Raw genomic sequence first — 24187 nt, 5'->3', positions numbered from 1 at the left:
TTCATTCACCTTCTTATTGACATCAAGGACGCTTTACTACTGTGGCTACACCTTGACCACCACCGATACATAATGTGGCTAAACCCATTTTCGCATCACGCTTTTCCATCTCATGTAAGAGTGTGACCAAAATACGAGCACCACTTGCACCGATCGGATGACCAAGAGCAATCGCGCCCCCGTTGACATTTAGTTTATCATGATTAAAGCGTAATTCACGATCAACAGCAATCGATTGTGCTGCAAATGCTTCATTTGCTTCAATTACATCTATTTCATCTATTGTTGCTGCTGCCTTTGCCAGTGCTTTTTGGACTGCTTTAACTGGACCAGTTCCCATAATTGCAGGATCTACTCCTACGCTTGCATTGGCTGAAATAATTGCCATTGGTTGAATACCAAGCTCTTGTGCCTTTTTCTTCGACATCACAACAACTGCCGCTGCCCCATCGTTAATGCCTGAAGCATTCGCCGCTGTTACGGAGCCATCTTTTTTAAATGCGGGACGTAGCTTACCTAGAGATTCCTCTGTTACACCTGCACGTGGAAATTCATCCTTGGCGAATACAATAGGCTCTCCCTTACGCTGTGGAATCTCAACAGCGACGATTTCATTTTCAAATTTGCCTGCTGCAATTGCTGCCTCTGCGCGTTGCTGAGAACGAGCTGCAAAAGCATCCTGCTCTTCTCTTGAAATTTCATACTTATCACATAAATTTTCAGCTGTAATTCCCATATGATAATCATTAAAAGCACACCATAGACCATCATGGATCATAGTATCCACCACCTTTTGATCGCCCATTCGGAAGCCTTCACGCGCATTTTTTAAAACATAAGGTGCCTGGCTCATATTTTCAAAGCCACCAGCCACGATAATATCAGCATCACCTGCTAAAATAGCTTGCGTTGCTAAATGCACAGCTTTTAAACCTGATCCACATACTTTATTAATTGTTAATGCTGATACCTCATGTGGTAAACCAGCCTTTATCGCTGCCTGACGAGCTGGATTTTGTCCAAGACCAGCCGATAACACATTCCCCATAATGACCTCATCGACTTGTTCCCCTGCTACTCCTGCACGCGCTAAAGCGTCCTTAATAACAATGCTACCTAAAGTTACAGCTGGTACGTCTTTTAATGTCCCCTGAAATGAGCCTATAGCTGTTCGTACAGCACTCACGATTACTACCTCATTTATCATGTCCATTCTCCCCTTTTCCCCGTTCAAAAATCAACACTGCTGCATATGCTACTAGCAGATATGTATATTTTAACAAATATTTTGACGATTTTCGATAATAGAAATAATCGCAGTTTTGCCAAAGTTATTGTAAAATGTTGACGTGTTTTAAACAATCTCAGTTGGGAACATTACAAATAAGAAACAGCATGTGGAGGTGTTTTATGATGAAAAAAAAGATGCTTTTATTCTCTGGTATTACAACAACGCTTGCCGCAGCAGCTACTGGTCTGTTCGGCTTCGCGCTTTCCAATAAATTAATGTATATTCAACAAAAAGATCCTGAATTTGTTCGTGAACGAGAAACGACAGCCAAACGCTTTGATGAGGCTTGGTACAATAAAAACTTGAAATGCGAATTAAATATTGATTCTCCTAATGGTTATACGATTCGAGGAATTATGCTTCAGCCGTTGCAAACCAATAACACGATCATCATATGTCACGGTGTTACCGAAAATAAAATAAATTCCGTTAAATACGCTCGGTTATTTGAAAGGCTTGGCTATAATTCGGTCATCTTTGACCATCGCCGTCATGGCGAATCTGGTGGCAAAACAACTAGCTATGGCCACTATGAAAAAAATGATCTTGATGCTGTAGTCAATACAGTGAAAGCCATGATTGGTGAAGATGCAATACTAGGTATTCATGGAGAATCAATGGGTGCAGCAACAATGTTACTTTATGCAGGTACGGTTGAAGATGGTGCTGATTTTTATATATCTGATTGTGCATTCTCCGATTTTTCCATGTTGCTCAAGCAAATTGCCAAAACTGAATTTAAATATGGCTCTATTATTCCCATCCGTTTTGCCGATTTCTTTGTCCGCCTCCGGGACGGCTACTCCTTCAAAAGTGTGACCCCCGCCGAAGCAGTGACCCATATTGAAAAACCTGTACTTTTTATCCATAGTATCCCTGATTCATTTATTCCAGCGTCCATGTCACTAGATCTTTACAATAAAAAAGTAGGTCCTAAAAAATTAAAGCTTTTTGATACTGGGGCACATGCTCAATCCTTTAATGAAAATATGGATGAATACGAAGATTTAATTCATGATTTTTTAGAAAGTTTTATTTACCAAAAAATAAATCGTGATTCCTCCTCCTCCAATGTCATTCCATTCCATTTTTAACGCAAATAAAAACCTTGCTTATATTATTCCCGCAAGGTTTTTTTCCATATTTATTCTTCAAAAACGATATGCCATTCTTCTCGTTTCGCTAAAAATTCCTTCGCTAATGCTTGTGCTCCTTCTAAGCTATGACTCGCAGCCCAGCCACATTGTACCTCATTACATGCAGGCACTGCTGTCGCCTTTGTCACGTCAGTAAATGTCTTTTCTAAAATAGTTAATAGGTCCTCATAATCTTGATGATTAATAAGGGATACATAGAAGCCTGTCTGGCAACCCATTGGACTGAAATCAACGATATGGTCAGAATAATTACGAATGATATCCGCAGATAAATGCTCTAAGGAATGCAAAGCCGGCATTTCCATATGCTCTTTATTAGGTTGCTTCAAGCGAATATCATATTTGTACACTTCATCGCCGTTTTTCCCTGCTTTAACTCCCGCTAACCGAACATACGGGGCTTTTACTTTTGTATGATCTAGATCAAAGCTTTCTACATTTGTCTTTTCGCGTTCCATATTTAACAGCTCCTTTTCTATGAATACTATTTATTATAGCTAGTTTTCCCAAAATTAGTGGGAATATTTTAAATTGCTAGTTTTTTTATGTTTTCATAGAATATTTCAAACGAATAGAGTTAAAAAATTTTTCATTCTTGTTTCTAAAAGACTGCTACACATCTTACCAACATAAGAAATTGCGTTGTAAAAAATTTTTTACAGCCTTTTATTAAAGAATTTTTCAGGATTTACTTCCGTATAGACGGCTTGTAATATCATAGTCAGTTTCAAATTTCTAAATCGCTGAAACCAGTTGAGACGGGGGAACCAAATATTTACGGATCATTAGAAAATCCAAGGGGTGAATCCTTTTTAGGTAGGGCTACTCAAAGGTCCGAATCCGACATGACATCCATACAACATTTATGCTGGGTGCAGTCAAGCTTCTAAAGGCAAAAGAAAATGACATTAACGGTATAGTAAAAATCATGTTTCAGCCAGCAGAAGAAATTGGACTAGGCGCAAAGGACATGATTGAAGATGGATTACTCGAAAACCCAAAAGTAGATGCAGCCTTTGCTCTCCATGTGAGTCCTGATTTAGAAGTTGGAAAATTTGGCTACAAGCCAGGTGTAGCCGCTTCTTCACTTGATGGCTTCTTTTTGAAAATACAAGGTAAGGGTGGCCATAGCTCAGAGCTACAGAAATGTGTGGATCCTTAAAAGAAGTCGACCCAAAAGAAAGAGCCATACTCATTATTGGGAAAATGGGCGGCGGAACAGTTGCCAATATTATTCCCGATACAGCTGTTATCGAGGCAACATTAAGCTCCTTCAACCCCGATGTTGTCAAAGAAATAGTCAGTGAGGAAAACTTACAGATAGACGAAGAACCTTTAGCTGGTACATATTAGCCAGCGTGTACCAACGATGTTTATGTGGGCTGGATCAAACGGTTTAGGAAATCAAAACTATCCACTTCATAATCCAAGTATTATTTTAGATGAGGGTGTTCTACCGTTAGGTGTAGCAGTTGTTGTACATAGTGCAATTAACTGGCTGAACGCTTCTCATCACTAAAAACAAGGGGATGTCTCAACGATTTTGAGACATCCCCTTTTATTATGAGTCCATGAAAAAAGCAACCAGTTACCTTAACCAGCTGCTCCTTAAAAATTCCAATTATTTTTGGAATTTATTCATTTGTGCCATCATTTGACGTACTTGCTTTTCAGACGGCGTACGACCCATTTGTGCCATCATCATACGAATCATTTGCTCATTAATAGGTGGGTTTTCTTTTAAATATTTCATCATAGCTTGACGAGCGAAATAGAAACCAAGTGCCGCTCCCGCTGCTAATGCGATAATTACGATAATAATCCAGCCCCATGTAGGCATATACAACCAACCTCCTCCACTACAATATACCGAGAAAAAACTCTCCACGCTCCATTATACACCAAATGATAGCATGTTACTATATATTGTAGTGAAATTTCCTAGTGCATTGTATACTTCATAGGTTTCAACCACCCACATTCATTATCTTGTTTATTGAAAGCAATGAATCGTTCACTCATCTTGGCAAGCATTTGAAATAAATCTAAATCTAGCATTCGTGAACCTTCACAATAAACACAAATCTTACGATCGACTAAATAAATAGCCATTTTGCCTTTTATCGGATGTTCTAAAAACAAAGCATTACGAGCTCTTTCTAAATGTGCATATTTGGAATCAAGTTGATGCTCCAACATTGCTGCTATTTCATCAAAACGAACGGATTCACATATATACGCAAGCTCTTTTAAGGATTTCTCATTGGCGTCTTCACAGCCTTGCATCATCTCTAACAACTTTCGCTCTCTGCCAAAAATAAACGTTAAATGCTCTTCTTTTATCTTATATATGGAATAGGTTCTCACCAGAAATCCTCCTTCGCTCAGTTTATTTTCCATAAGTATAGCTCATCCCATCTTGTTAATTTGTCAAACGGAGGAAGGTTTCATCTTCTATTTTTGTCGAAAAGCTTCTAGTTTAGGATCTAAAAATTACTTTATGGCAGATGATAATTAGCTCTTAAAATGAACTGCTATTTTTCAATGAAAACAAGCAAGATACACTCATTGTGTACGCCAAAAACCCACTTTTGTTGCAGCCTAGATAGTTCTCAGCCTCAAGACCTAGTAGAAAATCAATTTCGAGTCCGTTTTAGACAATCTTGTAAATAGGTAACATAAAGGTACAAACGAAAGGAGCTAAAACAAATGAGAAAATTTCTTTTATTAACTGGAGGGGTTATCGCAGCATGTGTTGCACTAGCCTTAATCGGACCATTGGCAGGCTTACTATTCTCCGGATTATTTGTAGCACTAGGGATGCATTTTTACATGGCGAGCAAGTCTAATTTTGGTAAAATCTTTTGGTTCGCGGTTGGTCTAATCGGTATCCTATCAGCAGTATCGAACATTCCTGCAATGATTGGTCTTGCAGCAATCGCAATTGTCTATGTCATTTATAAAAAATGGAATGGCGAAGATGTAAAAATCCCAACAATTGAAAATAAAAAAGAAGAAGATCCATTTACAAACTTCGAAAAAGAATGGTCAAATTTAACAAAATAAAAGGAGAGAATGAATATGAATTTATTTCAACGTTTTAGATATACAGTAGAGGCAGACTTACATCAGTTATTTGATAAGAAGGAACAAAAAAATCCAATTGCTATGTTAAATCAGTACATCCGTGAAGCTGAAAAACAAACGGAAGAAACAGGTAAATTATTAGAACGTCAAGGACAATTAAAAGAAAAGCTTGAGCAAGAATATCAACAAAATGCAGATTTACTTGCTAAGCGTGAATCTCAACTGACATTAGCACAAACTAGTGGCGAGCAAGATTTAATTGATTTTGCAACAGATGAAGTGACAGCTTACACTGCCCGTAATCATACGTTACAGGCGAGTATCGAAGCAAGTACACGTGAATATTTCGAGTTAGAGCGTAAATTTGAAACAATGAAACATAAAATTAAAGACATGAAAGTTCGTCAATTACAGTTAATGGGCAAAGAAAACGTCACTCGTGCCCATCATCAAATGGATGGTATGATTGCCAAAAATAATAAAACAAATTTTGAAGATTTGGAAGCTTATATTGATAAATTGGCTTATCAAATTGACAAAGATCATGAAGTTACAACATTTGAAGCAAGATTGGCACAATTAGAAAAAAAAGCTTCAGAGGAAAGCTCTCCACTGCTAATTGAAAATAAATAACATGTTATAATGGAAGCAATGCGCCAACTCTAACCGGCGCATTCTTTCACGTTTTAAAACAGAGGGTCCCATTCCCTCTTTTATACTATTAGTAGAAAGAAGGGTGACCCTCTTGCAAAATTTCACTACAAATAAGCTCACATTTTGGGTACTATGCTTCTTTTTACTCGTTTTTGTGGAGCTTACTATTTTTAATAATGGTGGCGCCTTTTGTTTATTGATTGGGGCCGTACTGCTTTATTTAAGCTTTTCTAAAAAAGTCCGCTTTTTTAAATGGACCGGCATATTCTTCATTGCGATTGCATTATTCACAATGTGGAGCCTCCGTCTATTCATTGTAATTATGCTCTTATATATGCTTTATCAATACTTACAACGAGAAAATGAACCAAAAATAGTTGGTGCTGAGCTTTTTGAAAAACTATCTACCTCGAAAAATGACTTAATTGGCACCATACCAGCACCAACTGAAGCATACAAATGGCAAGATGTGCAAATTCAACGTTTAGCAGGAGATATTACAGTTGATACGACGCAAACGATTTTGCCTGCTGGCACAAGTCTAATTACAATTCGTCAAGGTATCGGTAAAGTTCAAATCTATATCCCCTATGAAATACCTTTTCGTATACACTATACAACCCTATTTGGTGAGCTTACTTGCTTACATGTGGGTCCACAACGTATTTTAAATGAAAGTGTTAGCTTTTCTGATGGAAATCCTGAGGATGCAAAACGCATTTTAATTATTCATGTTGCAACATGGCTTGGAGATTTGGAGGTGCTGCGTAAATGATTGCCTTTATCTCAAGATTATTTACCTTATTATTCATTTTAATGAGCGCTACATTCGGATTGCTTGTTGCAGTATGGGGAAATCCTGATGAGAAAACTTGGGAACCTTTATGGCGACAAAATTATGATAATTTTCCTCTTGGGGGAATTATTGTAGTCAGCTTATTTGCTCTTAGCTTCCTCTTTGCCAGTTGGATTAGTATGACTGCTCGTGCCCGAGAGGCTCAAGCAACGAAAATTGTAAAGCAGTTAATCGAACCTGATTTTGTGCTTTCTAAAAAGCAAGCCCTTCCGAAACCATTAAAAAAAGCACTTGTGCAAACAAGTGAATTAATAGATACACAGCGTAAAAGTCTACAGCGCTTATCCAATGAACGTGCAGAAGCTCATGACAAAATTATACAGGAACGCATCATTGCTGAACGTCAACGTCTGGCTAGAGAATTACATGATTCTGTGTCGCAGCAATTATTTGCGGCCTCCATGTTGCTTTCTGCATTAACGGAAAATGACGAAAATGCGACTAGCTTAAAGCAAGTGGAAAAAATAGTTCAGCAAGCACAGCTCGAAATGCGTGCATTATTATTACACTTACGACCTGTTGCACTTCGCAATAAAACACTTGCGCAAGGCTTAGAGGAATTAATTATTGAGCTTCAGCAAAAGGTTTACTTCCATATTGAATATGAGCTAGAAGAAATGGCATTAACGAAAGCAGAAGAAGATCACCTATTCCGCATTGCCCAGGAAGCCCTCTCTAATACACTTCGACATGCCAAAGCCAGTGAGGTTGAATTGTTGCTTGTTGCACGAGATGACTTAGCCATTTTACGCATTCAAGATAATGGTTTAGGCTTTGATGTAGAGGCAGATAAATCCACTTCTTACGGCTTGCAAAATATTGCCGAACGAGCTGTTGAAATTGGCTGCACATATAAAATTGTGTCAGTCCCTGAAGAAGGAACGATTGTCGAAGTTAAAATTCCACTACATAAAGAGGAGGTCAATGACAATGATACAAGTGCTCATAGTGGATGATCATGAAATGGTGCGTATCGGCGTTTCGGCGTACTTATCCGCACAGCCAGATATTACAGTTGTGGGAGAGGCTGAAAACGGGCAAGAAGCAGTTGAGCGTGCCCTTGCCCTAAAGCCTGATATTATTTTAATGGATAATGTTATGCCCATTATGACTGGTGCTGAGGCAACAGCAGAAATTTTAGCCGCCTGGCCAGAGGCAAAAATCATGATGGTGACTAGCTTTTTAGATGATGACAAAGTCTACCCTGCTTTAGAGGCAGGAGCAGTGAGTTATATATTAAAAACATCTAATGCAAAACAAATTGCGGAAGCCATTCGTAAAACAATGGGTGGCGAAACGGTATTAGAACCAGAAGTTACATCTAAAATGATGCACCGTATGCGCCACGGCAATAATACACCCCTTTACGACCATCTTACTGACCGTGAAATGGAAGTTTTATTGCTGATGGCACAAGGCAAAGCCAATCAGGAAATTGCTGACGAGCTATATATTGCTTTAAAAACTGTCAAAACACATGTAAGCAATATTCTAGCAAAGCTTGAGGTTCAAGATCGCACACAAGCCGTTGTCTATGCCTTTCAGAATGGGCTTGCGAAATAATTTCTACATAAAAAACTGCATAACCATATGCAGTTTTTTTAATTAGACATATTTTAGAAGACCCTTGCCACCGGATGTATTCCTTTAGTGATACGACAGCCAATAGTAAAAAAAATACCGCAACACCCTGCGAATTCATACGTACGCTGAGTGTTGTGGTATTTTATTAAAAATCTTATAGTGCTTTTACTTTTGCAACTACATTCTCTACAGTGAATCCGTATTTTTCCATTACAATTTCCCCTGGAGCTGATGCGCCAAATTTATCGATTGCAAGCACATCACCTTCAAAGCCGGTATATTTATGCCAGCCGAATGATGCACCCATTTCTATCGCAAGACGTTTAGTGACAGCTTTTGGTAAAACAGATTCTTTGTAAGCAGCATCTTGTTTTTCAAAGCGGTCCATAGATGGCATTGAAACGACAGCTACATCCATGCCTTCAGCTTTTAATGCTTTTTGTGCCTCAACAGCAAGTGAAACCTCTGAGCCTGTTGCAATTAAAATCGCATCCGCTACTTCTTTAGTAGCAGGAGATACTGTGTAAGCACCCTTCGTCACACCTTCACGTACTGTTTCAATAGAAGCGTTAAGTACAGGTAAGTTTTGACGAGACAATACTAATACTGTTGGCGTATTTTCTGATGCAACGGCAAGCTCCCATGCAACAGCTGATTCATTGGCATCCGCAGGACGAACAACAGATAAATTAGGCATTGCACGTAATGATGCAAGGTGTTCGATTGGTTCATGTGTTGGACCATCTTCTCCTACAGCAATCGAGTCATGTGTAAATACATACGTTACAGGAAGACCCATTAATGCTGAAAGGCGAACTGCCGGACGAACATAATCTGAGAACACGAAGAATGTACCACCAAATACATTTAAACCACCGTGAAGTGCCATACCGTTTAAAGCAGCGCCCATTGCAAATTCACGAACACCAAACCAGATGTTGCGACCAGCATAATCGTCTGCAGAAAAATCGCCTGCACCCTTCATCGTTGTTTTATTAGAGCCTGCAAGGTCAGCAGAGCCACCAAAGAATGATGGTGTTTTCTTAGCGATAGCATTAATCGCATCACCAGAAGAAGAACGTGTTGCTACAGATTTACCAGCTTCATACACTGGTAATTCAGAAGCGAAGTCTGCTGGTAATTCACCATTCATAGCATGTTCAAATTGAGCTGCTAACTCTGGGAATTCTTGTTTATAAGCAGTAAATTTCGCATTCCAAGCTTCTTCAGACTGTGCTCCTTGCACTTCAGCTGCAGCATTAAACGTATCATATACTTCAGCAGGGATTTGGAAAGGCTCGTGTGCCCACTCATAAGCAGCTTTTGTTAATACCACTTCATCTGTACCAAGTGGAGCACCATGAGAATCTGCTTTACCCGATTTATTTGGAGAACCGAAACCAATCACTGTTTTCACTTCAATCAATGTTGGTTTGCCAGTTGATTTTTTAGCTTCTTCAATAGTTGCATTAATCGCATCAACATCTGTGCCATCTGCAACTTTTAAATAATTCCAACCATAAGATTCAAAACGTTTTTGTACGTTTTCTGAGAATGACTTTTCTAAGTCACCATCTAAAGAAATATCATTAGAATCGTAAAGCACGATTAATTTTTCAAGTTTTAAGTGACCAGCTAATGAAATAGCCTCTGCTGCAACGCCTTCCATTAAGTCACCATCACCACATAATGCAAATGTATAGTGGTCAACGATGTCATGACCTGGTTTATTGTAAGTAGCTGCTAAATGACGCTCAGCCATTGCCATACCTACAGTCATGGCAATACCTTGTCCTAGAGGACCAGTTGTCGCTTCCACACCTACTGTATGACCATATTCAGGATGTCCTGGTGTTAATGAATCCCATTGGCGGAAGCTCTGAATTTCCTCCATTGGTAAACCATAGCCGCCTAGATGAAGTAGGCTGTATAGAAGCATGGAACCATGACCAGCTGATAATACAAAACGATCGCGATTATACCATTTTGGGTTCGCTGGATTATGGCGTAATTGTTTTGTCCAAAGCGTATAAGCCATTGGCGCTGCCCCCATTGGTAAACCTGGGTGACCAGAATTTGCTTTTTCAATAGCATCGATTGACAAAGTTCGGATAGCATTAATTGCTAATAAATCCGCATGTTGAGTCATTATATTGTGACATCCTTTCTCGTCCTATAATTGTTCTTCTACAGTTTAGTCAACATTGCTTTAGAAAACAATGCTTTTGTAATACTATTTGTATTTTCATACATACTTTATTGAATTGTGTCACATTAATTTAGAAATTTATTTTTTTTCGCTTGTCTTACCTTCTCAGGCGTGACATCATTTCCTTCTGCATCAACCACTTTTACGTTTTCAATCGTATCACGCATTGTTGCTCTAAATGTATCTAAGTATTCCTTACGAAGCGCTGTTCGCTCCTTTGCCTCTTCATCCGTTAGTTGACCGCTTTTCGCTTTAGCAGAAAGTTCATTTATACGGTTAATTTTTTCTTTTGATAACATCGTTACACACCTTTCAGTACCTACCTTATTGAACTCAGTATGCAAAGTATAGCACGGTTTCCCATTAAATGCAGTTATACCAACCCCTATTCAAGCTGTTGAAATAAAAAACACATGACTTCCAGATGTTTGAAGTGTATAAATATTATATGGAAGGAAAAATTTAACTATCTATTGGAGGATATACATGTGAACGTGACAACTAAGCGATTACTCATTCGAACATTTCAAGAGCAGGACTGGGAAGCTGTTTATAGCTATACTTCAGATGAAAAAGTGATGCACTATATGCCTGAAGGTGTTTTCAATGAAGAACAGGCAAAGAAATTTATTGCAGAAAATAGTAACGACAAAGCAAAACATTTTGCTATTGTTTCAAATAATTGCGAGCAAGTGATTGGTCATATCGTTTTCCATCCTTGTTTCGGCGATCATACTTATGAAATCGGTTGGGTACTAAATCCAGCTTATCAAAATCAAGGCTTTGCTTCTGAAGCTGCTCGTGCTGTATTAGACTATGGATTTAATGAAAAGAAACTTCATAGAATTATTGCAACGTGTCAGCCCGAAAATATCGCTTCCTATAAAGTTATGGAAAAGATCGGAATGAGGCGTGAAGGATATTTTAAAAAGTGTATACCATATGGGAATGAATGGTGGGACGAATACTATTACGCAGTTTTACATGAAGATTGGAATATTTTATTAGAAGATTAGAAGAACGTTAAACGCTTGTGAAAATGCGCGCCTATAAACGTTGTTGGGCACTGCATCTATGATCCGACCATACAATTTAGCTTGATGAACTTCTGAAGAAGTCCTATTGAGGAGGTATGTTTCGATGGCAAAATTTCATCCTGATTACATGATTACTATGAAAGATTTTGTAAAAGAACACTCAGACCTATTACGAAAACAAACGCAAGACGTTGCCATACCAGTTCCCTTAGAGGACCGACATATATTATTTTCTATGCTTCAATATTTAAAAAACAGCCAAGACCCGATTTTAATAAAAAAGTATAAACTCCGTCCTGGTAGTGGCCTCTCTGCCAATCAAATTGGCGTAGATAAGAGAATGTTTGCTGTACTTTTTGAGAATCACGACCAAAAACATGAAATGATGTTCATTAACCCAAAAGTAATGAGCCATTCTTTCAATATGATCTATTTGCCTGAGGGTGAAGGGTGTCTGTCTGTTAATCGACCTGTTCACGGTTTTGTACCAAGATATGAACGAATTAAAGTAAAAGCCTATAATATTGATGGACAGGAATTTATTATGTCTTTAAAAGGCTATGAATCTATCGTTGTACAACATGAAATCGATCATTTAAACGGCATTATGTTTTATGATCGAATTAATAAAGATAACCCTTTTCAGCTACCCAAAAATGTTATTATTGAAAGCTTATATTAAAAAAAATTAGCGGGCTATATTATTTGCCTGCTAATCTTTCTTGATGCTCTTGGAATCGGCGATGTACGGTTGCCTTACTTACCTCAAAGCCTAGTCCTCTAAGCGTAATGGAAATTTCCTCAAAGGTAAAACCACGATTCCGTAGCTTCACAATTTCATCAACAGGGAGTTCTTTCCGTTCCTGACCATGTGGATTGCCACGATTGGATAGGTTATTTTCAGGGCGATAGCCATTTTCAACAGCACGTCGCATACCTCTGCGGATTTTTGCATTATGTATTCTACGTTGATATTCCTCTACAATTGCTAAAATCTCTAGTAGCATCGTATCCATTTCGTTTAATTGGACTGGTCCTGCATCACGCATCGAATAAACATCTGTTGCTGATTTTTGTAATAAATGCAATACTGCCATTCTTGCATTTCCACGACCTAAACGAGTTTCATCTTGTACAAAAAGAGCTTTTATTTCCTTCTCTTTTATAAAATCAAGCATTTCAAGTAAGCCTTCGCGTTCAACATCATAACCGCTATGCTTATCTTTAAAAACACCCTTTACTTCATAGCCTTGTTCTTTAGCATAGTGCACTAATTCTTCTTGTTGGCGCTCTAATGAGGAGCTTTGCGTTTCTTTTTCAGTACTTACTCGGCAATAGACAACAGCCGTCATTTGATTATTTTTCATTGTTCGTTTCTCGCAATTTCAATAGTTTTGATGGGACTGGCTTGATCACTCAAAACTGGAATGACTAGAGATTTACCTGCCACGATTTTAATGTCTGCTAACTCATTTTCTGATTTGACAAGCTTAATCCAATCTTCTTTACTCATTTTACCACGGTATTGTTCTGCTAACGACCACAAGCTATCCCCATGTTCGATTTGAATTTCAGCGTAATTAACATCCCCCGGATCAGTGATGTAAAGGTAACTTGCGAAGAGTAAACAAGCACCTAATAATATAGTGATATGTGTATTTTTCTTTAGCCATGTCATCATTAAAACCTCATTTCTAGAATGTTTGTTCGGAATGTATGTTCTCATAATAAAGCGAACAAACGTTTTTGTCAAACACTTTTCGAACCTATGTTTGCATACGTGTTCGCATTCTGTTATACTATCAAATAAGAAGATTGATATTAGAAAAAAGAGGTGAGCAATCATGAAAAAAGTATCGAAAAGACAAGAGGACATTTTAGCGTTCATTAAAGACGAGGTACGAGCTAAAGGGTATCCGCCATCAGTCCGTGAAATCGGGGAAGCTGTTGGACTTGCTTCAAGTTCAACTGTTCATGGTCATTTGGCTCGATTAGAACAAAAGGGTTTTATTCGTCGAGATCCAACTAAGCCACGTGCTATTGAAATTCTTGAGCCTGAGGAATCCATCCAAAAGCAACATGTCATCCATGTACCACTTGTAGGGAAGGTTACAGCAGGTTCTCCTATTACAGCTATCGAAAATATTGAAGAGTATTTCCCACTGCCAGATACATATGGCACGAGTGAGGATCAGTTATTCATGTTAGAAATTATGGGTGAATCGATGATTGAAGCAGGAATTTTAGATGGTGACTTAGTGATCGTAAAGCAAAAGTCAACGGCCATTAACGGAGACATTGTTGTAGCCATGACAGCTGAGGATGAAGCTACTGTAAAACGCTTCTTTAAGGAAAAAAACCATTTCCGTTTACAGCCTGAAAATTCATCAATGGAACCGATTATCGTCGATCAAGTATCAATTTTGGGACAAGTTGTTGGTCTTTACCGCCGTGTACATTAATTAAATGAGGGTTTGAGGATTGTGTTCCTTCACTGAGCATATATCCTCTTTTTTACGCAAAAAAAAGAATCCATTAACTATTGGATTCTTTTTACAATGACCTCTCTATGCTTCTTTTTTAAATTTCAAGCTCGCTTCAACAAATGCTGCAAATAACTTTTGTGCATGCTGATCTCCCGCTACAGCTAATTCCTCTGGGTGCCATTGGACAGCCAAACAGAATGGTAATTCTTCATGCACCACTGCTTCAATAATGCCATCACTTGATTTCGCTGCAACTTTTAAATTCTCCGCTAGTACATTCACTGACTGATGATGAAAAGAATTGACGGCAATTTTCTCTTGTTCCAGAATAGTCGCTAATAAATTCTCCGCAATAATTTGTACATAATGCGTTGCTACTGACCTACCAGCTTGTTGCATATGTTTGATTAGCTTCGTACTATAATGGTCACTATCAATGTCCTGATATAACGTCCCACCTAATGCAACATTTAATATTTGGATACCCCGACAAATGCCAAAAATAGGCATTTTACGTACAAATGCAGCCTCAATTAATGCTAATTCCACGGCATCTCTAGCTGGATGAATTTTACCTAGCTTTGGTGAAGGCTCCGCTCCAAATAGAAAAGGATGTACATCATAGCCTCCCGATAGCATTAAGCCATCCGTAAGGGCTAAAATTTGAGCAGCATCTTCCTCCACACCTAACGGAATAATAAGGGGGATACCACCCGCCTTAATAATACTTTTGCTGTAAGCAGCATTTAAATGAGCTGATAAATCATCTTCTACAAAAGCTGTAATTCCAATAATCGGCTTCACTTGATTCCCCTCCACAACATTGAAGATTAAACACTTACCAATAACCTAAATACCAATTGATGAACGAATCTCCGTAGAAATAAACAATAGTAGCGGCTAATGCAATAGATGGACCAAAGGGAATATGTGTTTGTCTTCCTTGTTTATGCTTTAATAAGACAACTATTCCGATTATCATACCTATGATAGCGGCAATAAATAAAGTCAACAACGTATGAATAGTACCGAGAACGAGACCAATTAAAAAGAAGAATTTAATATCGCCCCCTCCCATTCCACCTTTCGATAAGACCGCAATACTGTATAATATGCCAAAACCAACGAGTGCACCCACTAGGCTGTCCCACCAAGGTGTTAAGGGTGACAGTACACGTCCTATGACCAAAAAAGGCAAAAAGAATAAAAGAATCTTATCTGGAATTAACAGATAGATAAAATCTGAAACAACTATAATGACTAACAATGAGATGAACGATAAAGCTACTATAAATTCTAAACTCCAGTTTAGCTCCAAATAAGCAAAGGCGAATAATCCCCCAGTTAACAATTCTATCACTGGATATAGCCAAGAAATTTTAAAGCCACAGCCTCTACATGTTCCTCTTAAAAACAGATAAGACAATACTGGCACTAAATCAAGAGCCGTCAATTGTCTCTGACAGCTCGTACAATGGGAGGAAGGATATACAAGAGACTCCTTCCGCGGCACACGTAAGCCAACTACATTATAAAAAGAGCCAAAGACTAGACCAACTAAAAAAATGATAATTGTATAAGCCATTTCCAAATTTATGTCCTCCTAAACCAATAGGCGCCCATACAATAAGTATGATGCGCCTATTCATATAATTATTGTAGTCTTGCTCAGCAATCCACGTATCGAATGTTATTCAAAACAATGGACATTGAAAATGAGTGATGTATTTGAAGAATATTTCATAAAAGGTTTGAAGTCATAAGGTACGAAGAAAGAGGGAGTAGAGTAAGAGTAGTATCAGTTTAGCACAATATAAAAGAGATTCCAAAAATTATTGGAATCTCTTCAATTTATTTCCTCAGCAACCTACCAGACAACAGCATGCCAATGCCACCAATTGTTATAAATAGAACAGCTCTAATTAATAAATCAAGGGCTGATAAGTCAAAGAAAATAAGCTTGATAAACGCAATGACTAAAATAACAAAACCTGTAGTACGAAGCGTTTTTAAATGTTGTGTGGAACTAAGCCATAGCGAAATGCTCGCTGTGAGGAATAATGTAATCGTTGTAAGAGCTATACTTAGCTTCCAATCAAGTAGATGACTATACGTAAATTGATGAACAAGCCCCCATATTGAGATCATTGTGAGTACGACACCTGAGCTAACAATAGTGTCTACATATTTCCCCATTCGCTCTTCATACAGCCGATAAATACGGCCCTTTACTAGAACGTCTACAATAATCGCCATAATTACTGCTATATAAACTAATCTGGTCATCATATTTAAGCTATCCATCATAGAAGGCTTTGTGCTGATCATCAAAGATAATACTATAAAGAATGCTCCAAGGACAGGTGTTAAAGCACGCCCTTTGAATTTCTCTGACACGAGCAGAGATCCTGCAAACAAAGCAGCTAGTGCAATACACATCAAATACTGAATACCATTTGTTGCCGCGAAATAGGCTGAATCTAGTTTGCTCATATATGCTAAGAAGTAGCCTGTGGCTATTACTGCTAAAATATCTATGGCATATAAATCCTTCATGACTTTCTCAAAAGGTGATAACGTTTCTTTTGGGCGTCTAGCATACAAGTAAATGACTACTAGATAAATAATTGGCATGAACAGACTTAAATGCTCAAAGCTAATAAATGGTGTCGGTTCATGGAAAATGAAGTTTAGCAATAATGTAATCACAAGGAAAAATGATGTGACTACCTTCATCATACTGGCACGTAATCGTAAGCTCATCATTACACCTGCAAAAGCGATCAATGGATATAGTAAATCATCCACTTTATCAGGGATATTCATAATAAGTAGCGTATTACATACGGCAATAAACGCGAGTGTTATAGCACTATCAAATACTTCCTGCCATTTTTGACGATGACTATAAAACGCTAATGCTATTAATAAACCAATGAAAATAAGTAGCACCGCTTCTCCATATTCGAGTGAACGTATGATCAGGTTCATCAGCAATAAACTAAATGACCCTAACGAAAATTGGAGACCAATATGAAGAGGTTTCCATTTAGATTGTGCATTATATAATCGACACCAGCTTACATAAAAGATTGCTAGTATAGCAAGTAAACCAAAAGCAAAGACAACTTGCTTGTCATGATTCATAAATGCTACAACACCTATTGCTAGCACTGAGAAAAAGGTTGAAATATAAAGAGCAAGCTTTTGCTTGTGCTGTTGGACAACCAATTGCAGCATGGCAAATAAAACGATAACAAATAGTAAAATAATGACGGTACTAAAGTCCATATATTCTAATAAATAAGGTAGTAATAACGAGGTAAAAGCAACAAAAACAGTTAATGCCTCATTTTTCTTTAAGTAACTTATGGCAATACCATAGCCAATATAAAGAACCGTAATACCAAGTGCTGGTGTAAGATGGATGATTTCATACAAAATGGCACTAGCTGCAGTCGTTAATATCCCAACAATGAATGCTCCACCATATAATGAGACCGTAATAGCAGGTGAGCCTACTTTTCTACGTTCCAGAATATAAGCGATAATCGCCAATCCTACCGATAATGAATAGGCAAGGATGATTTTCACGCCATTCGATAAATAACCATAGTCACTAACAAGTTTGAGACCCCAAAGTACCCCCATAACTAAAATAACCATGAATACTTTTGGAAGTGCCCACATAACACGTTCCTCCATCGATGGCTGTGGTTGCACCTCTTTTTGTGCTGTTTTGACTGGGGTAGACTTCGGCTCCACTGTCGGTTTCGGTGTTGGTGTTGGTGTTGGTGTTGGTTGTATTGGAACCGATTGCTCGATCATGGACTGTCTTGCATCAAGAGTATTTATTTTTTCATTGCTTTGAATTCGCCTTAATTCACTTAACTCCTGACGTAAATCTGCCATTTCCTCCTCAAGTTTAGCCACTCTTCGTTCCATTTCAAGGGACATTCAATCATCCTCCCCACTTTATCAATTTTCTAACATTATAACATATTTATCCTTATTGTAAAATTACACTTTTTTGAATAATTTATCGTGGTCTCCTATACATTAATGCCTTTTCACTATCACTTGTACCTTTTGTCGTTGGGTCCACTATGACACCCATTAATACAAGAATAGATAGAACTGTATTTAAAATAGATGCAATTTGCTCACTCATTGCAGCTGTCAAATCAAAGCCGAAAATAGCCCCTACTTGTTGTGCGAGTAAGAGTAACAATGAAAATAGCCCTAGTAAAAATGGTATATGTTGAAGACGAACCTTCCAGTTAATTCTCATAAAAGCTCACCTCCCCCCCTCTTGACCCAGTATATGCAGGGAGGTTATGTGACACATATGCAAAAATGGAGCTTTTGACAAGTTTACTAGGTGTTTTTAATAATAATTTGCGAACTAAACTATTTTCGAGTGACGAGACAGACCAGTTGTAACCAGAATGCCAAATTCATATAGTTAGTTAGGTTGCATCCTGGAGGAGATGCTCGCCAATTTACTGAAATCGAGGGTGATTGAGATAGTGTACGAGTGGAACGCATTGAGAGCTATTGCTTGTTTAAGTATTGTGCTATTGCACGCAACGACAAATATTGAAATTATTAATGGCTTTATTGATCAACCATTCTATCAATTTTTTAGACTATTACTATGTGCCGCTACACCCATTTTCATTTTATTATCTATACTAATATTAGCTAATCGCTATCAACATCAGCTACCTTCCCATTTTTTATGGCATCGATTTCAGTTTATTGTCATGCCGTTTGTAGCTGCTGGTATTTTATATGCGGCTAATGCAGCCTTTCATTATCGCGAAAATTTTTGGAATGCCTTGTATCGTCACATTATTTTAGGGGATTTTTCTGGCTGGTTTGTCATGACCATTTTTCAGCTCTATATTCTCTTTTTTATTGTGAAAAAATATCAGCTATCCAGTATATGGTTTGCTCCTATTATGTTCTTACTGGGGATTTTTTATATGACACTAGCAAAATTAAATCTAGATACCTTCGTAGAAAATGATCATTTTATGCGACTGCTCTTCATAGGCTGGCTTCCTTATTTTGTATTTGCCTATTTCATTGGTCGTCATTATGAAAAATTCACGTATTATATCGTTAAATATAAGTTCTTTACCGTTTTATCGGTCATACTTGCAACAGTCATGATCTATATAAATTATTATTTAGGCGACCAGCAAATTACATCACGAAGAATCGATATGATGCTATTCGTGTTAGCGATGACGATTTTTATTTTAGCGTTTGCTCAAATTTTGCCTAAGCTCCCCTTCATCCATATCATCAGTCGTTATTCCTTTGGTATCTTTTTAATTCACTGGCTTATTCAAGAATATCTAGCACCCTATAGTGCCTTACTCCCTACTACTTCTCTACAAGTTACTTCACTTTTTCTAGCTACTTTACTCGTCTGTATGCTGCTCATAAAAATTATTTCCTTTCTCCCCTTTAGTGCTTACTTGATCGGCAAATCTCACCAAAAAAAGCCAATCCGTGATTAAGGTAAAAATTTGATACAATGGATAATAGTTCATTAATTATGGCGAGTACATTTATTACGTGTTGAGAATTTTAACATCATTTTAGAATGTATTTCCCTATTCTTTTCGGAAGTACTTTCTTTTAAGTGTCTTCTTATTAATTACTGCTAGCATGATTAGGAGGAAATGAACAGAATGAAACAAAAAGTGATTGCCAAAATAATTGGCTTAGAGTTTCTTATCATACTTTTCTATGTTGGTAACGGAGCTTTTGTTTCTATTAAACAACCATCTGGCCCTTTGTTACAGTTTGTTATGTTAGTTCCGCTAGCATTGGGACTCTTCTTTTATATTGCTCTGAAAAAAAACTGGCAAATGTATTTCTTTCATCCCATTCAAAAGAATCATTTATTAATGATTTTACCGCTACTTTTCGTTTTAGGAATCATCTTTGTAAGTACAAAAGGATTAAATCTCACATCATTTAGCGATCTTATTTTTATGTTTTTAATGCAAGTGCTTATTGTGGCATTTATAGAAGAGACCGTATTTAGGGGCCTTATGCTGCGAATACTTCTTGCCAAAGGTGCATTTACAGCGGTATTCATTTCTAGTTTATTGTTTGGCATTACACATGCTTTACAATTACTTGGTGGGCAATCGCTTGAAGATACTATTATTCAAATCATCTATGCCCTTTTAGTGGGCCTTGTTCTTTCTTTACTTATTTTAGATGGGCAATCGATTATTATTACGATTCTTTTCCATGGATTCAATAATTTCTTTAACTTTATGGGAAATGTAGAGAGCCCTACGCTTAGTGGTTATCTTATTATTTTAGTGTTATTTGTCTATATGCTTGTTTTATGGAAGCGAGTAAAGAAATCCTATGCTATTAATTTCATGAAAAATGCCAAGTCCACCTAGGGCTTGGCATTTTGATTAGAATAAAAGGTGTCCCACTAATGCAGCAATTGGAAGTGAGATAAGTGTACGTAATATAAATATCACCACTAAATCGAAAAATTTCAATGGAATTTTCGTACCTAAAATAAGTCCACCCACCTCAGACATATAAATTAACTGTGTGACAGAAACAACTGCTATGACAAATCTAGTGGTATCAGATTCAATACCCGCACCTAAAATAGAAGGGAGGAACATATCTGCAAAGCCCACCACCATTGTTTGTGCAGCTTCTGCCGCTTCTGGTAAGCCAAGTACCGTTAAAATAGGCTCGAAGGGTTTGCCTAAAATCACAAAGATACTTGTAAATTCAGCCAGCATCAGAGCAACCGTACCAAAAGCCATTACAATAGGCGCAACACCTATCCATAAATCAATGACATTTCTAGATCCATCTTTTATAAATTTGCGTGGATCACGATTGGCATGGGCAACAGCTAGTGCATTTTCTAAACCATGTGAGACTAAATTATAGCCCTCTGGTAATTCCTCACGTGAATAGTCTACAGGCGTACCATCTATATAGGTATCTTCCTTTTGTGCAAGTGGATAGATACGAGGCATAATAATCGCTAATACAATTCCACAAAAGACAACTGTTAAATAGTAAGGAATAAAATAGCGTGCCAAATGAACCGTATCCAATACTACGATACAAAATGTAATAGATACTACAGAGAAGCTTGTTGCAATAATGGCTGCTTCTTTTTTGGTGTAGTTCCCCATTTCATATTGTTTACTTGTCATTAACACACCAATCGTTCCATCACCGACCCATGATGTAAGGGCATCAATGGAAGATCGTCCTGGACTTTTAAATAGGGGGCGCATAATTCTCACCATCATTGTACCGAAAAATTCAAGAAGTCCGAAATTAGTCAAAAACGGCAGAAGGAATCCTGCAAACAAGAAGATGGTAAATAAAAATGTTACAAGTCCACCATTAGGGTCCATCAGTAATCCACCAGTATTTTCGTTATTGATGGCAAAAGGACCAAAGTTAAAGACAACCATCGAAGCAAAAACTAAGCCGATACAGCGGGTAATCGTCCAAAACCAATTAACATAAAACAATGTATCTAAAATACTTGGCTCTTTCACGTTTTTACGTGGTATGAATTTAGCCATAAGTGCGCCAATTGCTGAAATGGCAAACATAATAATTGTAAAATAACTAATGATAGGAGCAACAATAGTTGCTAAAACATTTGCTAAAATCGCAATCGGTACCTTCCAGCCTTCTTCTGTTAAGACAGGTGTCATAAATAAAAAAATACCAATTAAAGAAGGGATAATAAAATAAACATATGTAGAAACAGCATACTTTTTCATTTTTTGATTAAAACCTCATTTCTATTAAGCATGAAATTGCAATTTGATCTATTTCCCAATCTACTATTCTACGAGCTCGACATGTTGTGTCCATTCAAAATCTCCCATCATACCTTGTTAAAATACTATTACAAAAACAATTGAGTTTTGAGCTTTAAACAGAAAAACACTTACATCATTCATGTTTTTATAACATTACTTTGTTATAAAACTAGTTAAAAGCCACAAGTAAATTGGTTAAAACTTACAGCTAATTGAATTTTTATACAGACAAACTACTGACACTTCAATCTAGTATAACAATATTTCAACATAACAAACAGAAATTTTTTAGGAAAAAAAAGTGAATAAACACGACATTTATTCACTTTGAGGAATGATATACTTTATGAGGTTAAACGAGCCTTTTGATTTTAGGACAGGAGATACAATAGTCATTTGTTTCGTCAGATGTATGATAATAAAAACAACATGTTTTTCTTAAGCGTATAGGGTGCTTGGATTCCTTTATCTTCACTTTCGGTCCACAATATTTCGTCAAAGGATTCTTCTTCTCGCCAAAGAGAGCACCTGGTGCCTGATTTACAATGTAGTCATAGTCCTCTTGTAGGCGATTGATTTCTTGCTCATTGGCCCCTTCTCTTATTTTCGTTTCGTATAGCCAATTGACATAAATAGCGGTATTTTCCCATAAAATTGTTTTTGGAATTTTACTTATTTTCGTTAATGACTGCCACGCTTTTGCTAGATTATCCGCAAAAATCCCTTTAAGCACCTCGTCACGCCATGCGTTACGATCTGTTGTAGGTTCTGACACCGTATGATCAATAAACCGAACGTTAGGCAGCCATGGTTTCGCATGACCTTCTGCTTCTACCCAAATATTTTCGATAGCAACTTGTAGCCCTTTATCATATCTCGACATGGCATAGAATGCTGAAGCCATCGTCAAAACACTATAGCGCTTTCCAAATAACGATGCCGTCACTAATAAAGAAGGCGATTGAAAAAAAGGAGCGATTGTTTGTAAATAGACTAGAGCCTGTTCAGCGTCCAATAGATTTTTGGCACTTATGGAGTAAGTAGCGTCTATTGCTGGCTCAAACGTCAATCGATAATCCCTTAATAATATTGGTATTTCTTCAGCTGACAGTTTGTTGCTCAAGTGGCCGCAACCTCCTCAAATGCTTCCATCTGAACTGTTCGTCCCTTACCATGCGGAACACATAACGGCGTTCCAAATAGAGGGTCTCTCATTATGGTACAGTCCATCCGAAAGACAGCTTGTACCATCTCAGGTGTCACCACTTCCTCTGGCTTACCTTGTGCGTACACCTGTTTATTTTTCACAGCTACAATATGATGAGCATAACGACAAGCTAAGTTTAAATCGTGCAATACCATAACAACTGTACGGCCTTCATTTTCATTTAAATCAAATAGTAAATCTAAAATTTCTACTTGATGAGCCATATCTAAATAAGTTGTAGGTTCATCAAGTAAAATAAGATCTGTTTTTTGAGCTAATGTCATAGCAATCCACACACGCTGGCGCTGCCCCCCGGATAATGCATCTACTGGGCGATCTGCAAATTCGGTCATCTGTGTCACCTCAAGAGCATTGTTCACAATATTTTCATCCTCTGTAGACCATTGCTTTAACCAGCTTTGATGAGGATAACGACCTTGTTTAATCAATTGTTGAACAGTTAATCCTTCTGGCGCAACAGGTCCCTGTGGGAGAATGGCTAAACGTTTTGCCACCTCTTTAGTTGAAATCGCATCTAGTGGATGATCTTCTAAAAAAATTTCACCCGACTTTGGTTTTTGCAGTCGGGCAAACGTTCTTAGGAGCGTAGATTTTCCACAACCATTGGCACCTACTAGTACCGTAATTTTCCCTTTTGGTATTTGAAGATTCAAATCTTCCAAAATAAGATTTTCACCATAGCTAACATCTAGATTTTGTACTTCTAAGACGTTTTTCAAAATCCCTTCACCTTCTTCTCTCACGCTTT

29 protein-coding genes are annotated in these 24187 nt (G+C 37.6%); 14 read left to right on the top strand and 15 right to left on the bottom strand.

Annotated elements, in window-relative coordinates; all coding sequences use genetic code 11:
* Nucleotides 1-22: 22 nt before the first annotated feature.
* Entirely contained in the window at nucleotides 23-1207 is a 1185-nt protein-coding gene (locus tag MKY80_RS05765; protein ID WP_342532336.1) for an acetyl-CoA C-acetyltransferase, read from the bottom strand.
* A gap of 206 nt (nucleotides 1208-1413) precedes the next feature.
* Between MKY80_RS05765 and MKY80_RS05760 the strand changes: the two genes are divergently transcribed.
* Complete coding sequence (locus MKY80_RS05760) at nucleotides 1414-2385, top strand: alpha/beta hydrolase (protein ID WP_036127701.1); 972 nt, start codon at nucleotides 1414-1416, stop codon at nucleotides 2383-2385.
* 50 nt (nucleotides 2386-2435) lie between these two features.
* Here MKY80_RS05760 and MKY80_RS05755 read toward each other — a convergent pair whose 3' ends face one another.
* Complete coding sequence (locus MKY80_RS05755; RefSeq protein WP_008174660.1) at nucleotides 2436-2906, bottom strand: S-ribosylhomocysteine lyase; 471 nt, start codon at nucleotides 2904-2906, stop codon at nucleotides 2436-2438.
* Nucleotides 2907-3286: 380 nt separating this feature from the next.
* Here MKY80_RS05755 and MKY80_RS05750 point away from each other — a divergent pair, with 380 nt between their 5' ends.
* The 3 genes from MKY80_RS05750 to MKY80_RS05740 are packed head-to-tail and all read left to right on the top strand — an operon-like array spanning nucleotide 3287 to nucleotide 3967.
* A complete protein-coding gene (locus MKY80_RS05750) occupies nucleotides 3287-3610 on the top strand; it encodes a M20/M25/M40 family metallo-hydrolase (protein ID WP_309545011.1) in 324 nt (107 codons plus the stop codon).
* Entirely contained in the window at nucleotides 3595-3801 is a 207-nt protein-coding gene (locus tag MKY80_RS05745) for a hypothetical protein (RefSeq protein ID WP_090001069.1), read from the top strand. Before MKY80_RS05750 ends, MKY80_RS05745 begins: the two co-directional genes overlap by 16 nt.
* Before the next feature lie 22 nt (nucleotides 3802-3823).
* The gene (locus tag MKY80_RS05740) at nucleotides 3824-3967 is read left to right on the top strand and encodes a hypothetical protein (protein WP_342532335.1); all 144 of its coding nucleotides are present in this window, start codon (nucleotides 3824-3826) and stop codon (nucleotides 3965-3967) included.
* Between the two features lie 102 nt (nucleotides 3968-4069).
* Here MKY80_RS05740 and MKY80_RS05735 read toward each other — a convergent pair whose 3' ends face one another.
* Both MKY80_RS05735 and sirA read right to left on the bottom strand, forming a co-directional pair.
* A complete protein-coding gene (locus MKY80_RS05735; RefSeq protein WP_004232154.1) occupies nucleotides 4070-4288 on the bottom strand; it encodes a YneF family protein in 219 nt (72 codons plus the stop codon).
* A gap of 101 nt (nucleotides 4289-4389) precedes the next feature.
* A complete protein-coding gene (gene sirA / locus MKY80_RS05730; protein WP_025114054.1) occupies nucleotides 4390-4815 on the bottom strand; it encodes a sporulation inhibitor of replication protein SirA in 426 nt (141 codons plus the stop codon).
* A 342-nt stretch (nucleotides 4816-5157) separates the two neighbouring features.
* On the opposite strand from sirA, the gene MKY80_RS05725 reads away from it, so the two are divergent.
* The 5 genes from MKY80_RS05725 to MKY80_RS05705 all read left to right on the top strand — a co-directional run bounded on the left by MKY80_RS05725 (nucleotide 5158) and on the right by MKY80_RS05705 (nucleotide 8608).
* Nucleotides 5158-5514, top strand: coding sequence for a hypothetical protein (locus tag MKY80_RS05725; protein ID WP_008174677.1), 357 nt, complete (start codon nucleotides 5158-5160; stop codon nucleotides 5512-5514).
* Between the two features lie 15 nt (nucleotides 5515-5529).
* Nucleotides 5530-6168, top strand: coding sequence for a PspA/IM30 family protein (locus MKY80_RS05720; RefSeq protein WP_036124247.1), 639 nt, complete (start codon nucleotides 5530-5532; stop codon nucleotides 6166-6168).
* Between the two features lie 112 nt (nucleotides 6169-6280).
* Entirely contained in the window at nucleotides 6281-6964 is a 684-nt protein-coding gene (gene liaF, locus MKY80_RS05715; RefSeq protein ID WP_043989784.1) for a cell wall-active antibiotics response protein LiaF, read from the top strand.
* Entirely contained in the window at nucleotides 6961-8001 is a 1041-nt protein-coding gene (locus tag MKY80_RS05710) for a sensor histidine kinase (RefSeq protein WP_025114050.1), read from the top strand. The genes liaF and MKY80_RS05710 overlap by 4 nt, the downstream gene beginning before the upstream one ends.
* Nucleotides 7976-8608 carry a response regulator transcription factor gene (locus tag MKY80_RS05705; protein WP_008174684.1) on the top strand — a complete coding sequence of 211 codons (633 nt, stop codon included), beginning with the start codon at nucleotides 7976-7978 and terminating at the stop codon, nucleotides 8606-8608. Before MKY80_RS05710 ends, MKY80_RS05705 begins: the two co-directional genes overlap by 26 nt.
* 175 nt (nucleotides 8609-8783) lie before the next feature.
* Here the strand turns inward: MKY80_RS05705 and tkt are convergent, their stop codons facing one another.
* Together tkt and MKY80_RS05695 are read right to left on the bottom strand one after the other, a co-directional pair.
* Nucleotides 8784-10778: a transketolase gene (gene tkt / locus MKY80_RS05700; RefSeq protein WP_089985406.1), complete on the bottom strand. Its 1995-nt coding sequence runs from the start codon at nucleotides 10776-10778 to the stop codon at nucleotides 8784-8786.
* 125 nt (nucleotides 10779-10903) lie between these two features.
* Nucleotides 10904-11137 (bottom strand): DUF896 domain-containing protein, encoded by a 234-nt coding sequence (locus MKY80_RS05695; protein WP_008174688.1) that lies wholly within the window; start codon nucleotides 11135-11137, stop codon nucleotides 10904-10906.
* A 189-nt stretch (nucleotides 11138-11326) separates the two neighbouring features.
* Between MKY80_RS05695 and MKY80_RS05690 the strand changes: the two genes are divergently transcribed.
* Nucleotides 11327-11854 carry a GNAT family protein gene (locus MKY80_RS05690; RefSeq protein ID WP_171365257.1) on the top strand — a complete coding sequence of 176 codons (528 nt, stop codon included), beginning with the start codon at nucleotides 11327-11329 and terminating at the stop codon, nucleotides 11852-11854.
* 124 nt (nucleotides 11855-11978) lie between these two features.
* The gene (gene def, locus MKY80_RS05685; RefSeq protein WP_089985403.1) at nucleotides 11979-12557 is read left to right on the top strand and encodes a peptide deformylase; all 579 of its coding nucleotides are present in this window, start codon (nucleotides 11979-11981) and stop codon (nucleotides 12555-12557) included.
* A 19-nt stretch (nucleotides 12558-12576) separates the two neighbouring features.
* Here def and MKY80_RS05680 read toward each other — a convergent pair whose 3' ends face one another.
* Entirely contained in the window at nucleotides 12577-13242 is a 666-nt protein-coding gene (locus MKY80_RS05680) for a recombinase family protein (RefSeq protein ID WP_090001061.1), read from the bottom strand.
* Entirely contained in the window at nucleotides 13239-13601 is a 363-nt protein-coding gene (locus MKY80_RS05675) for a LysM peptidoglycan-binding domain-containing protein (protein WP_253734855.1), read from the bottom strand. The genes MKY80_RS05680 and MKY80_RS05675 overlap by 4 nt, the downstream gene beginning before the upstream one ends.
* 118 nt (nucleotides 13602-13719) lie before the next feature.
* Here MKY80_RS05675 and lexA point away from each other — a divergent pair, with 118 nt between their 5' ends.
* The gene (lexA, locus tag MKY80_RS05670; protein ID WP_008174697.1) at nucleotides 13720-14337 is read left to right on the top strand and encodes a transcriptional repressor LexA; all 618 of its coding nucleotides are present in this window, start codon (nucleotides 13720-13722) and stop codon (nucleotides 14335-14337) included.
* 105 nt (nucleotides 14338-14442) lie between these two features.
* Here the strand turns inward: lexA and MKY80_RS05665 are convergent, their stop codons facing one another.
* The 4 genes from MKY80_RS05665 to MKY80_RS05650 all read right to left on the bottom strand — a co-directional run bounded on the left by MKY80_RS05665 (nucleotide 14443) and on the right by MKY80_RS05650 (nucleotide 18652).
* On the bottom strand, nucleotides 14443-15165 hold the full coding sequence (locus MKY80_RS05665) for a gamma-glutamyl-gamma-aminobutyrate hydrolase family protein (protein ID WP_043989788.1): 723 nt from the start codon (nucleotides 15163-15165) through the stop codon (nucleotides 14443-14445).
* Nucleotides 15166-15199: 34 nt separating this feature from the next.
* Complete coding sequence (locus tag MKY80_RS05660; RefSeq protein ID WP_090001060.1) at nucleotides 15200-15952, bottom strand: A24 family peptidase; 753 nt, start codon at nucleotides 15950-15952, stop codon at nucleotides 15200-15202.
* A 260-nt stretch (nucleotides 15953-16212) separates the two neighbouring features.
* Entirely contained in the window at nucleotides 16213-18318 is a 2106-nt protein-coding gene (locus MKY80_RS05655) for a DUF2339 domain-containing protein (RefSeq protein WP_342532334.1), read from the bottom strand.
* Nucleotides 18319-18400: 82 nt separating this feature from the next.
* Nucleotides 18401-18652: a phage holin gene (locus tag MKY80_RS05650; RefSeq protein ID WP_025114039.1), complete on the bottom strand. Its 252-nt coding sequence runs from the start codon at nucleotides 18650-18652 to the stop codon at nucleotides 18401-18403.
* Nucleotides 18653-18878: 226 nt separating this feature from the next.
* On the opposite strand from MKY80_RS05650, the gene MKY80_RS05645 reads away from it, so the two are divergent.
* Both MKY80_RS05645 and MKY80_RS05640 read left to right on the top strand, forming a co-directional pair.
* Entirely contained in the window at nucleotides 18879-19892 is a 1014-nt protein-coding gene (locus MKY80_RS05645; RefSeq protein ID WP_342532333.1) for an acyltransferase family protein, read from the top strand.
* A gap of 174 nt (nucleotides 19893-20066) precedes the next feature.
* Nucleotides 20067-20798: a CPBP family intramembrane glutamic endopeptidase gene (locus MKY80_RS05640; protein WP_089985393.1), complete on the top strand. Its 732-nt coding sequence runs from the start codon at nucleotides 20067-20069 to the stop codon at nucleotides 20796-20798.
* Between the two features lie 15 nt (nucleotides 20799-20813).
* Here the strand turns inward: MKY80_RS05640 and MKY80_RS05635 are convergent, their stop codons facing one another.
* The 3 genes from MKY80_RS05635 to MKY80_RS05625 all read right to left on the bottom strand — a co-directional run bounded on the left by MKY80_RS05635 (nucleotide 20814) and on the right by MKY80_RS05625 (nucleotide 24158).
* On the bottom strand, nucleotides 20814-22169 hold the full coding sequence (locus MKY80_RS05635) for a YjiH family protein (protein ID WP_008174711.1): 1356 nt from the start codon (nucleotides 22167-22169) through the stop codon (nucleotides 20814-20816).
* 394 nt (nucleotides 22170-22563) lie between these two features.
* Entirely contained in the window at nucleotides 22564-23334 is a 771-nt protein-coding gene (locus MKY80_RS05630) for an IucA/IucC family C-terminal-domain containing protein (RefSeq protein ID WP_342532332.1), read from the bottom strand.
* Complete coding sequence (locus MKY80_RS05625; protein WP_342532331.1) at nucleotides 23331-24158, bottom strand: ABC transporter ATP-binding protein; 828 nt, start codon at nucleotides 24156-24158, stop codon at nucleotides 23331-23333. The genes MKY80_RS05630 and MKY80_RS05625 overlap by 4 nt, the downstream gene beginning before the upstream one ends.
* Between the last annotated feature and the right edge of the window lie 29 nt (nucleotides 24159-24187).

Origin of the sequence: Lysinibacillus sp. FSL R5-0849, from assembly GCF_038595075.1 — a bacterium.
Classification (GTDB): Bacteria; Bacillota; Bacilli; order Bacillales_A; family Planococcaceae; genus Lysinibacillus; species Lysinibacillus fusiformis.
The sequence above is the reverse complement of the archived record's forward strand: the minus strand, read 5'-3'. Positions and strand labels throughout refer to the sequence as shown.

Bases quoted from the DNA above. Each gene is read 5' to 3' on its own strand.
- MKY80_RS05765 (WP_342532336.1), bottom strand. From the start codon at position 1,207: ATGATAAATGAGGTAGTAATCGTGAGTGCTGTACGAACAGCTATAGGC.
- MKY80_RS05760 (WP_036127701.1), top strand. From the start codon at position 1,414: ATGAAAAAAAAGATGCTTTTATTCTCTGGTATTACAACAACGCTTGCC.
- MKY80_RS05755 (WP_008174660.1), bottom strand. From the start codon at position 2,906: ATGGAACGCGAAAAGACAAATGTAGAAAGCTTTGATCTAGATCATACA.
- MKY80_RS05745 (WP_090001069.1), top strand. From the start codon at position 3,595: ATGTGTGGATCCTTAAAAGAAGTCGACCCAAAAGAAAGAGCCATACTC.
- MKY80_RS05740 (WP_342532335.1), top strand. From the start codon at position 3,824: ATGTGGGCTGGATCAAACGGTTTAGGAAATCAAAACTATCCACTTCAT.
- MKY80_RS05735 (WP_004232154.1), bottom strand. From the start codon at position 4,288: ATGCCTACATGGGGCTGGATTATTATCGTAATTATCGCATTAGCAGCG.
- MKY80_RS05725 (WP_008174677.1), top strand. From the start codon at position 5,158: ATGAGAAAATTTCTTTTATTAACTGGAGGGGTTATCGCAGCATGTGTT.
- MKY80_RS05720 (WP_036124247.1), top strand. From the start codon at position 5,530: ATGAATTTATTTCAACGTTTTAGATATACAGTAGAGGCAGACTTACAT.
- MKY80_RS05710 (WP_025114050.1), top strand. From the start codon at position 6,961: ATGATTGCCTTTATCTCAAGATTATTTACCTTATTATTCATTTTAATG.
- MKY80_RS05705 (WP_008174684.1), top strand. From the start codon at position 7,976: ATGATACAAGTGCTCATAGTGGATGATCATGAAATGGTGCGTATCGGC.
- tkt (WP_089985406.1), bottom strand. From the start codon at position 10,778: ATGACTCAACATGCGGATTTATTAGCAATTAATGCTATCCGAACTTTG.
- MKY80_RS05695 (WP_008174688.1), bottom strand. From the start codon at position 11,137: ATGTTATCAAAAGAAAAAATTAACCGTATAAATGAACTTTCTGCTAAA.
- def (WP_089985403.1), top strand. From the start codon at position 11,979: ATGGCAAAATTTCATCCTGATTACATGATTACTATGAAAGATTTTGTA.
- MKY80_RS05680 (WP_090001061.1), bottom strand. From the start codon at position 13,242: ATGAAAAATAATCAAATGACGGCTGTTGTCTATTGCCGAGTAAGTACT.
- MKY80_RS05675 (WP_253734855.1), bottom strand. From the start codon at position 13,601: ATGAGAACATACATTCCGAACAAACATTCTAGAAATGAGGTTTTAATG.
- lexA (WP_008174697.1), top strand. From the start codon at position 13,720: ATGAAAAAAGTATCGAAAAGACAAGAGGACATTTTAGCGTTCATTAAA.
- MKY80_RS05655 (WP_342532334.1), bottom strand. From the start codon at position 18,318: ATGTCCCTTGAAATGGAACGAAGAGTGGCTAAACTTGAGGAGGAAATG.
- MKY80_RS05650 (WP_025114039.1), bottom strand. From the start codon at position 18,652: ATGAGAATTAACTGGAAGGTTCGTCTTCAACATATACCATTTTTACTA.
- MKY80_RS05640 (WP_089985393.1), top strand. From the start codon at position 20,067: ATGAAACAAAAAGTGATTGCCAAAATAATTGGCTTAGAGTTTCTTATC.
- MKY80_RS05635 (WP_008174711.1), bottom strand. From the start codon at position 22,169: ATGAAAAAGTATGCTGTTTCTACATATGTTTATTTTATTATCCCTTCT.